8 protein-coding genes are annotated in these 10618 nt (G+C 52.6%); 5 read left to right on the top strand and 3 right to left on the bottom strand.

Annotation, left to right across the window (positions count from 1 at the left end):
• Nucleotides 1–4 precede the first annotated feature (4 nt).
• Nucleotides 5–406 (top strand): ribosome-associated heat shock protein Hsp15, encoded by a 402-nt coding sequence (hslR, locus tag EQY_RS0106195; protein WP_000660493.1) that lies wholly within the window; start codon nt 5–7, stop codon nt 404–406.
• A 24-nt stretch (nt 407–430) separates the two neighbouring features.
• Entirely contained in the window at nt 431–1309 is an 879-nt protein-coding gene (gene hslO, locus EQY_RS0106200; RefSeq protein ID WP_024165248.1) for an Hsp33 family molecular chaperone HslO, read from the top strand.
• 143 nt (nt 1310–1452) lie between these two features.
• On the opposite strand, the gene EQY_RS0106205 is transcribed toward hslO, so the two are convergent.
• Complete coding sequence (locus tag EQY_RS0106205; protein WP_000432420.1) at nt 1453–3177, bottom strand: DUF4153 domain-containing protein; 1725 nt, start codon at nt 3175–3177, stop codon at nt 1453–1455.
• A 376-nt stretch (nt 3178–3553) separates the two neighbouring features.
• Between EQY_RS0106205 and pckA the strand changes: the two genes are divergently transcribed.
• Nucleotides 3554–5176 carry a phosphoenolpyruvate carboxykinase (ATP) gene (gene pckA, locus EQY_RS0106215; protein ID WP_001309803.1) on the top strand — a complete coding sequence of 541 codons (1623 nt, stop codon included), beginning with the start codon at nt 3554–3556 and terminating at the stop codon, nt 5174–5176.
• 76 nt (nt 5177–5252) lie between these two features.
• On the opposite strand, the gene envZ is transcribed toward pckA, so the two are convergent.
• Together envZ and ompR are read right to left on the bottom strand one after the other, a co-directional pair.
• Nucleotides 5253–6605 carry a two-component system sensor histidine kinase EnvZ gene (envZ, locus tag EQY_RS0106220; protein ID WP_001253701.1) on the bottom strand — a complete coding sequence of 451 codons (1353 nt, stop codon included), beginning with the start codon at nt 6603–6605 and terminating at the stop codon, nt 5253–5255.
• Entirely contained in the window at nt 6602–7321 is a 720-nt protein-coding gene (ompR, locus tag EQY_RS0106225) for an osmolarity response regulator transcription factor OmpR (protein ID WP_001157751.1), read from the bottom strand. The genes envZ and ompR overlap by 4 nt, the downstream gene beginning before the upstream one ends.
• A gap of 227 nt (nt 7322–7548) precedes the next feature.
• Here ompR and greB point away from each other — a divergent pair, with 227 nt between their 5' ends.
• Nucleotides 7549–8025 carry a transcription elongation factor GreB gene (gene greB, locus EQY_RS0106230; protein ID WP_000856744.1) on the top strand — a complete coding sequence of 159 codons (477 nt, stop codon included), beginning with the start codon at nt 7549–7551 and terminating at the stop codon, nt 8023–8025.
• A gap of 96 nt (nt 8026–8121) precedes the next feature.
• Nucleotides 8122–10443, top strand: coding sequence for a Tex family protein (locus EQY_RS0106235; protein ID WP_000980771.1), 2322 nt, complete (start codon nt 8122–8124; stop codon nt 10441–10443).
• Nucleotides 10444–10618: the final 175 nt, after the last annotated feature.

Genomic DNA, 10618 nt, shown 5'->3' on the forward strand with positions numbered 1-10618 from the left:
CGCCATGAAAGAAAAACCTGCTGTTGAGGTTCGACTGGATAAATGGCTATGGGCCGCCCGTTTTTACAAAACCCGCGCGCTGGCTCGTGAAATGATCGAAGGCGGTAAGGTGCATTACAACGGGCAGCGCAGCAAGCCGAGTAAAGTCGTCGAACTGAATGCCACGCTCACTCTGCGCCAGGGAAATGACGAACGAACGGTGATTGTAAAGGCGATTACTGAACAGCGTCGCCCCGCCAGCGAGGCAGTCTTGCTGTATGAAGAGACTGCGGAAAGTGTAGAGAAACGCGAAAAAATGGCGCTGGCACGTAAACTTAATGCCTTAACCATGCCGCACCCGGATCGACGCCCGGACAAAAAAGAGCGCCGCGACCTGTTACGATTTAAACACGGCGACAGTGAATAACTGTCACCTGCAAGAGAGATGATTATGCCGCAACATGACCAATTACATCGCTATCTGTTTGAAAACTTTGCCGTGCGCGGCGAACTGGTAACCGTTTCGGAAACCCTGCAACAGATCCTTGAGAATCACGATTATCCGCAGCCCGTTAAAAACGTGCTGGCAGAACTGCTGGTTGCGACCAGCCTGTTAACCGCTACGCTGAAGTTTGATGGTGATATCACCGTACAGCTGCAAGGCGACGGTCCGATGAATCTGGCGGTTATCAACGGTAACAACAACCAGCAGATGCGCGGCGTGGCGCGCGTACAGGGCGAAATTCCGGAAAATGCCGACCTGAAAACGCTGGTCGGTAATGGTTATGTGGTGATCACCATTACCCCGAGCGAAGGCGAACGCTATCAGGGCGTGGTTGGTCTGGAAGGTGATACCCTGGCGGCCTGCCTGGAAGATTACTTTATGCGTTCTGAACAGCTTCCGACGCGCCTGTTTATTCGCACCGGCAACGTAGATGGTAAGCCCGCCGCTGGCGGTATGTTGTTACAGGTAATGCCTGCGCAAAATGCCCAGCAGGACGACTTCGACCACCTGGCGACGCTAACCGAAACCATCAAAACCGAAGAGTTGCTGACTTTGCCGGCAAATGAAGTGTTGTGGCGTTTGTACCACGAAGAAGAGGTGACGGTTTACGATCCGCAGGATGTGGAGTTCAAATGCACCTGCTCACGTGAACGTTGCGCCGATGCGCTGAAAACGCTGCCGGATGAAGAAGTGGATAGCATCCTGGCGGAAGATGGCGAAATTGACATGCATTGTGATTACTGCGGTAACCACTATCTGTTCAATGCGATGGATATTGCCGAGATCCGCAACAACGCGTCTCCGGCAGATCCGCAGGTTCATTAATTAGTTTTTCCGGCAGAGATAACTCTGCCGGATTTCATGACGAAATTGCCTGATGCGCTGCGTTTATCAGGCCTACGGTATAAATCGCAAGTTATTGTGGGTCAGCTAAGGCGCCGCATCTGACAAAAATCAGATGCGTGTTGTCACTCATTCAAATTCACCTCCAGCGTTTCACCATCCACCGTAAGATTGCGCCACGTTTTAGGCTTCGTTCCCAGTTTTCTTTCCTTCGCGGCAGTGAGTAATTTCTCTTTCGTTATTTCGCGCGGAAGTAAACTCATCGTGAGCTCTTGCCATTCTTTCCCGGTGGGGTCAATGCCATAGACGATGACTCTTTCATCATTAAAGGCAAACAGGAGCCGCTCCGTCTGACCATCACTATTTAGATCTCTCTCGACCAGTACGCAAGCATCCTTTTCAATACAGGTCATCACGTTATAGCGTTCTTTGATTAAGGCCGACCAGAATGTCGCATCCGGTTTGCCAGAACCAGGGGCAATTAACACGTTATCGGCTAATGCTTTTTCCGATACCTGCTGCTGAAGATGTTGCTTCCCATCAAACGCCATCAGCAGATCCCGTCTGCGTTTCGGGTCTTTCATAAACCCGGCATCGCTTTTCAGCGACTCAAGCGCCGCACGGCCATAGCGACCGCTCTGTTCGAGCATGTAGATACTTACCTGGTCTGGCGTGTTTTTGCCGCTCTGATAACGTGCCATATGACTGTTCACGCTAATGCGCATACTGTCCAGTACCGGCGAATTAAGAAGCACCAGTATCACCAGCACCAATAACGAAACCGCAAGGTTCACTTTGCCCTGAAGAACAAGGGGATTTTGCCCTTTACGCCAGACAATACTGACAAAATATCCCAGCGACCACACCAGTAACACCAGCACCGCCAACACGCCATGCAAGCGTTCGGCAGTCCAGCCGTACTGCGCGACCCGCAGCCATAACGCCCAGGCGGCGACGAACACATACAATGGGGCGACCAGCAGAGCGGTTTGAATCAGGCAACGCAACGGCCCCGTCCAGGGAAGTGACGCTTTTTGCGGATCGCCGACAATGGACATTAAGAGCAATTGCAAAAAGGCCAGCGTCAAAAGCAACCCGGCAGCGGAAATGTGGCGAGAAATCGCGTTCAGGCCCGCAAACGGCAGGGTGATAATAAACATCAGGGTTAGCAATGATACTAACGGCAGCAACCCCGTGGCGATTAACGTGAACAGCTTTTGAATGGAGTCGATTAAACGCAACTGTGTCCGCGCGAGGATCACCGCCAGTGCGGTAACCAGACCTGACGTAAGATAAATAAACCAGTCGGTTGCAAAAAAGAGCGTTTTAAAAAACGTGATACCAACGAGTTTAAACAACTCACTCCACAGTAAAAGCACCAGCCACGTCAGGCCATTAGCGATAAAAATCACCAATAATATAAGTACGTTATGCCATACCGACTGGTAAAAATAGCTATAGCGGGTACTGTCATTACGCTCACGCAGACTCTGTTGTATCCACGGCAGCAACATCATTCCCATCAGCAGCAGATAACACCCAAAATCCCAAAGCGCCTTTTCCGCTCTCCAGGGACTCATGCCATCAATTTGCCACTTCAGCCAGCCGCTCATCCCAAGAGTGGCAATCAACACTATCGCCAGCCATCCCCAAAGTCGCTTCTGTTTGAAGGACACTACAGAAAATAACAAAACGGATGAAAGCGCCACGGTCGCAGGTACGCCATAAACTATCCAACTGTTATTTTTACCAGCGAGCCAGGAGATCAGCAGGTAGCAAACTAATCCCTGGAGTAATCCGGTAACAACCATTCCCCTGCGTGTTGCGGGTGAAAGCTCAACGTTTTCCATGTTGGTTATCCAGAATCAAAAGGAGAGGTAATTATCGCATCCAGGCTGGACTAATTTGTTTTTCTCAGAAAGTAATCAAAAAAAGTTAGCGTGGTGAATCGATACTTTACTCGTTGAATTTGCATCAATTTCACTCAGGAATGCGATTACACTCGCAACATTCTCGCCATATAAACCAAGTTTTAACCTTTTAAGAACATTTTCCACACCTAAAATGCTATTTCTGCGATAATAGCTACCGTTTCGTGACAGGAATCACGGAGTTTTGTCAAATATGAATTTCTCCAGATACGTAAATCTATGAGCCTTGTCGCGGTTAACACCCCCAAAAAGACTTTACTATTCAGGCAATACATATTGGCTAAGGAGCAGTGAAATGCGCGTTAACAATGGTTTGACCCCGCAAGAACTCGAGGCTTATGGTATCAGTGACGTACATGATATCGTTTACAACCCAAGCTACGACCTGCTGTATCAGGAAGAGCTCGATCCGAGCCTGACCGGTTATGAGCGCGGGGTGTTAACTAATCTGGGCGCCGTTGCCGTCGATACCGGAATCTTCACCGGCCGTTCACCAAAAGATAAGTATATCGTCCGTGACGATACCACTCGCGATACCTTCTGGTGGGCAGACAAAGGCAAAGGTAAGAACGACAACAAACCTCTCTCCCCTGAAACCTGGCAACATCTGAAAGGCCTGGTAACCAAACAGCTTTCCGGCAAACGTCTGTTCGTTGTAGACGCATTCTGTGGCGCTAACCCGGATACTCGTCTTTCCGTTCGGTTCATCACCGAAGTGGCCTGGCAGGCGCATTTCGTCAAAAACATGTTTATTCGCCCAAGCGATGAAGAGCTGGCAGGTTTCAAACCTGATTTTATCGTCATGAACGGCGCGAAGTGCACCAATCCGCAGTGGAAAGAACAGGGTCTGAACTCCGAAAACTTCGTGGCGTTTAACCTGACCGAGCGCATGCAGCTGATTGGCGGCACCTGGTACGGCGGCGAAATGAAGAAAGGGATGTTCTCGATGATGAACTACCTGCTGCCGCTGAAAGGCATTGCCTCCATGCACTGCTCCGCCAACGTTGGCGAGAAAGGCGATGTTGCGGTGTTCTTCGGCCTTTCCGGCACCGGTAAAACCACCCTTTCCACCGACCCGAAACGCCGCCTGATTGGCGATGACGAACACGGCTGGGACGATGACGGCGTGTTTAACTTCGAAGGCGGCTGCTACGCGAAAACCATCAAGCTGTCGAAAGAAGCGGAACCCGAAATCTACAACGCTATCCGTCGCGATGCGCTGCTGGAAAACGTCACCGTGCGTGAAGATGGCACTATCGACTTTGACGATGGTTCAAAAACCGAGAACACCCGCGTTTCTTATCCGATCTATCATATCGAAAACATCGTTAAGCCGGTCTCCAAAGCAGGCCACGCAACTAAAGTTATCTTCCTGACCGCAGATGCTTTCGGCGTATTGCCGCCGGTTTCTCGTCTGACTGCCGATCAAACTCAGTACCACTTCCTCTCTGGCTTCACCGCCAAACTGGCCGGTACTGAACGCGGCATCACCGAACCGACGCCAACCTTCTCCGCCTGCTTCGGCGCGGCGTTCCTGTCGCTGCACCCGACTCAGTACGCAGAAGTGCTGGTGAAACGTATGCAGGCGGCGGGCGCGCAGGCGTATCTGGTTAACACCGGCTGGAACGGCACTGGCAAACGTATCTCCATTAAAGATACCCGCGCCATTATCGACGCTATTCTGAATGGTTCGCTGGATAACGCAGAAACCTTCACTCTGCCGATGTTTAACCTGGCGATCCCGACAGAACTGCCTGGCGTTGACACGAAGATCCTCGATCCGCGTAACACTTACGCCTCTCCGGAACAATGGCAGGAAAAAGCTGAAACGCTGGCGAAACTGTTTATCGACAACTTCGATAAATATACCGACACCCCTGCGGGTGCTGCGCTGGTAGCGGCTGGTCCGAAGCTGTAATGGTTTGAAGCTGGAGAATATCTATCCAGTATCTTATAGAAAGCAAAACGGGAGGCACCTTCGCCTCCCGTTTTATTTACCCTTCTTTTGTCGCACCCTGCGCCCGCGTTACCGGCAATGGCAGCCAGGCGCGAATGGAAAGCCCGCCCCGCTCGCTGGTGCCAAGTTCCAGCATCCCGTTATGGTTATCGATAATCCGCTGCACAATCGCCAGCCCTAAGCCAGTGCCACTGATAGTGCGCGCGCTGTCACCACGGACAAACGGCTGGAACAGGTGCTTACGCTGCTCCGGTTCAATACCTGGGCCGTCATCTTCCACCTGAAACCAGGCGCGATTCGGCTCCGTTCCACTGCTGACTTTAATCCAGCCATTGCCGTAGCGGGCGGCGTTCACTACCATATTCGCCACCGCGCGTTTGATCGACAGAGGGTGCATTTTCACCTCAATGCTGCCCGGCTCAAGCGCGGTATCAATTTCCCGCTCATAGCCACTTTCGGCGGCAATCACCTCACCAAGCACAGCGTTAAGATCCGCCAGTTCCATCGGCATCTCCTGCCCGGTGCGCAGGTAGTCGATAAATTGCTCAATGATGGCGTTGCACTCTTCGATATCTTTATTGATCGATTCTGCCAGGTAGCCATCCTGCTCGCTCATCATCTCAGTCGCCAGGCGAATACGCGTCAGCGGCGTGCGCAGGTCGTGGCTTACCCCTGCCATCAGCAATGTGCGATCATCTGCCAGTTGCTTAACGCCTGCCGCCATATGGTTGAAGGCGCGGGTAACCGAACGCACCTCCGAAGCGCCATATTCACGCAGCGGCGGCGGAATAATCCCCTTACCCACCTGCAAAGCAGCATGTTCGAGATCGACTAAGGGTCGGTTCTGAATACGAATAAATAGCCACGCGCCGCCTATTGCTAACAGCATTATCGCCAGCGTATAGCGGAACAGCGGGGAGAAATCGCCCTGATGAATTTCGGTCAGCGGCACACGTACCCAGATATTGGGCGACAGCCAGGTTTTCAGCCAGACGACAGGCGAGCTTTTGTTGACCTCGACGCGGACTTCCGTCGGGCCGCCAAGCTGCTGCGCCATCTGATGGCTTAAGAATTCGTAGTGTTGCGCCCAACGCAGCCCGGCCTCTTCAGCGGCTTCATTGGAGTAGAGAGAGATCCCCAGCTCACGGTAGATCTCCCGACGGAAAGCGGGAGGCACAACCAACTGCGTGCCGTCCTCCAGTTGCAGTTTGTCGGTCATCAGCATACGCACTTCGTAAGCGAGGACTTTATTAAACTGCTGGAGGCTCGGCAAAATCGCGAAGTTCAGCACCACCAGATAAGTCGTCACCAGGCTGACAAACAGCAAGGTGACGATGAGCAATAACGTGCGGGCAAATGAACTTCGTGGCGAGAAGCGCAATCGCCTCATGCTTTAGAACCGTCCGGCACGAAGACGTAGCCCAGACCCCAGACGGTCTGAATGTAACGTGGATGTGCCGGATCTTCTTCCACCATGCGGCGCAGACGCGAGATCTGCACGTCGATGGAGCGTTCCATTGCAGAATATTCACGGCCACGGGCAAGGTTCATCAGCTTATCGCGGGACAGCGGCTCACGCGGATGGCTGACCAGCGCCTTCAGTACCGCAAATTCACCACTGGTGAGCGGCATCGGCTCATCTTCGCGGAACATTTCACGCGTACCGAGGTTTAGTTTGAACTTACCAAAAGCAATTACTGCTTCTTCCTGTGACGGCGCGCCCGGCAGTTCGTTCGCCTGACGACGCAGCACTGCACGAATACGAGCCAGCAGCTCGCGCGGGTTAAACGGTTTTGGAATATAGTCGTCAGCGCCAATCTCCAGGCCAACGATACGGTCTACTTCTTCCCCTTTCGCCGTCACCATAATGATCGGCATCGGGTTACTCTGGCTACGAAGACGTCGGCAAATCGACAAGCCATCTTCACCAGGTAACATCAAATCCAGTACCATAAGATGGAAAGATTCACGAGTCAGCAGGCGATCCATCTGTTCTGCATTAGCGACGCTTCGAACCTGGAAGCCTTGTTCGGTGAGATAACGCTCCAGCAGCGCGCGCAGGCGCATGTCGTCATCGACCACCAGAATCTTGTAGTTCTCTTGCATTCTTTGTACTCCCAAAGGTTCGCAACAATTTGTAAGCGTGTATTCTTAAAAAAGCTTACGTTCGTCACCAGCAAAATCTGGTATGAATTTCAGCCTAAATTGTTACAAAGCATATTAAACAGCAGCTTAAGTATACAATTTATTCGGCGAAACATTATTGATTCTGTTGATATGATCACGTTATACCCAATGTGCGCATTATCAAACAGACAAAGGGAATCAACGAGATGAAAACGCCCCTGGTTACCCGGGAAGGGTATGAAAAACTCAAACAAGAGCTAAATTACCTCTGGCGTGAAGAACGCCCGGAGGTCACAAAAAAGGTGACCTGGGCTGCAAGTCTGGGCGACCGCAGTGAAAATGCTGACTATCAGTATAATAAAAAGCGCCTGCGTGAAATCGACCGTCGCGTGCGCTATCTCACTAAGTGCATGGAAAATCTCAAAATCGTCGATTATTCCCCGCAGCAGGAAGGCAAGGTCTTCTTTGGCGCTTGGGTAGAGATTGAAAACGACGATGGCGTGACTCACCGTTTTAGAATTGTCGGCTACGATGAAATTTTTGGTCGTAAAGATTACATCTCTATCGATTCCCCGATGGCTCGCGCATTGCTGAAAAAAGAAGTGGGCGATCTGGCGGTGGTGAATACGCCTGCCGGGGAAGCGAGCTGGTATGTTAATGCCATCGAGTACGTGAAACCGTAAGGAAGAGTCTTAACCTCCAGCCTTTGGCTGGCATTTTTGCCAGCCAGTCCGTATAACTATCCCCTGATTTTTGATCCGAAAAGATGAACTCAAACCATGATGAATGATTCGTTCTGCCGCATTATTGCGGGTGAAATTCAGGCGCGCCCGGAACAGGTTGAAGCCGCCGTTCGCCTGCTTGACGAAGGGAATACCGTGCCGTTTATCGCACGTTATCGTAAGGAAATCACCGGCGGTCTGGATGACACGCAGTTGCGTAATCTGGAAACGCGTCTGAGCTACCTGCGCGAGCTGGAAGAGAGACGTCAGGCGATCCTCAAGTCCATTTCTGAGCAAGGTAAACTCACCGATGAGCTGGCGAATGCCATCAACGCCACCTTAAGCAAAACCGAACTTGAAGACCTCTATCTGCCCTACAAACCTAAACGTCGCACCCGTGGGCAAATCGCCATTGAAGCAGGTCTTGAGCCGTTGGCTGACCTGCTGTGGAACGATCCGTCACATACGCCGGAAGTCGCCGCCGCACAATATGTTGATGCCGATAAAGGCGTGGCAGATACCAAAGCCGCGCTGGACGGCGCGCGCTACATTCTGATGGAACGTTTTGCCGAAGATGCCGCTCTCCTGGCGAAAGTCCGTGATTATCTGTGGAAGAACGCGCATTTGGTTTCTACGGTGGTGAGCGGTAAAGAAGAGGAAGGGGCAAAATTCCGCGACTATTTCGATCATCACGAACCGCTGTCAACGGTGCCTTCTCACCGCGCACTGGCGATGTTTCGTGGTCGTAACGAAGGCATACTCCAGCTTTCGCTGAATGCCGATCCACAGTTCGATGAGCCGCCGAAAGAGAGCTATTGCGAGCAAATCATCATGGATCATCTCGGCCTGCGCCTGAACAATGCCCAGGCGGATAGCTGGCGTAAAGGCGTGGTGAGCTGGACGTGGCGCATCAAGGTACTGATGCACCTGGAAACCGAACTGATGGGCACCGTGCGCGAACGTGCGGAAGATGAAGCGATTAACGTCTTTGCCCGTAACCTGCACGATCTGCTGATGGCAGCCCCCGCTGGACTGCGTGCGACGATGGGGCTCGATCCGGGTCTGCGCACCGGGGTAAAAGTCGCGGTGGTCGATGCAACTGGCAAGCTGGTGGCGACCGACACCATTTATCCGCACACCGGGCAAGCCGCAAAAGCAGCGATGACCGTTGCTGCGCTGTGTGAAAAACATAACGTTGAACTGGTCGCAATTGGTAACGGTACGGCTTCCCGCGAAACCGAGCGTTTCTATCTCGACGTACAGAAGCAGTTCCCGAAAGTAACGGCGCAGAAAGTGATCGTCAGCGAAGCAGGCGCATCGGTTTACTCGGCTTCCGAGCTGGCAGCGCAGGAGTTCCCGGAGCTCGATGTTTCGCTGCGTGGCGCAGTGTCTATCGCCCGTCGTTTGCAGGATCCGCTGGCAGAACTGGTGAAAATCGATCCGAAATCTATCGGCGTGGGTCAGTATCAGCATGATGTTAGCCAGACGCAGCTGGCTCGCAAACTGGACGCAGTGGTGGAAGACTGCGTTAACGCCGTTGGCGTTGATCTCAACACCGCTTCCGTTCCGCTGTTAACCCGCGTGGCGGGTCTGACGCGCATGATGGCGCAAAACATAGTTGCCTGGCGTGACGAGAACGGTCAGTTCCAGAACCGTCAGCAACTGTTAAAAGTCAGCCGTCTGGGGCCGAAAGCCTTCGAGCAATGCGCGGGCTTCCTGAGAATTAACCACGGCGATAACCCGCTGGATGCTTCTACCGTTCACCCGGAAGCCTATCCGGTGGTTGAACGCATTCTGGCGGCAACACAGCAGGCGCTGAAAGATCTGATGGGTAATAGCAGCGAACTGCGTAACCTGAAAGCGTCTGACTTTACCGATGAGAAATTCGGTGTGCCGACGGTAACCGACATCATCAAAGAGCTGGAAAAACCGGGTCGCGACCCGCGTCCGGAATTTAAAACCGCTCAGTTTGCCGATGGCGTCGAGACAATGAACGATCTGCAACCGGGCATGATCCTCGAAGGCGCAGTCACCAACGTCACTAACTTTGGCGCGTTTGTCGATATCGGGGTGCATCAGGACGGCCTGGTTCACATCTCTTCATTGTCGAACAAGTTTGTGGAAGATCCGCATACCGTGGTGAAAGCGGGCGACATTGTGAAGGTGAAAGTGCTGGAAGTCGATCTTCAGCGTAAACGTATCGCCCTGACCATGCGTCTGGACGAGCAGCCAGGTGAAACCAACGCCCGTCGCGGCAGCGGTAACGATCGCCCGCAAAACAACCGCCCGGCAGCCAAACCGCGCGGTCGTGAAGCGCAGACAGCCGGTAACAGTGCGATGATGGATGCGCTGGCAGCGGCAATGGGTAAAAAGCGTTAAACACTATGACTGGCCTACGGTTCAGCTTTGCACGGGTTCGTAGGCCAGATAAGGCGTTCACGCCGCATCTGGCAATAAACGCCTTAACTGACATAAAAGTGCCGGAGAACATCTCCGGCATTTGAGATTGCTGACAAACTCGCTTACGGGTCAAAACAGGCACAACTTTCCCCCC

Origin of the sequence: Escherichia sp. TW14182, assembly GCF_000208525.1 — a bacterium.
Taxonomy (GTDB): Bacteria; Pseudomonadota; Gammaproteobacteria; order Enterobacterales; family Enterobacteriaceae; genus Escherichia; species Escherichia ruysiae.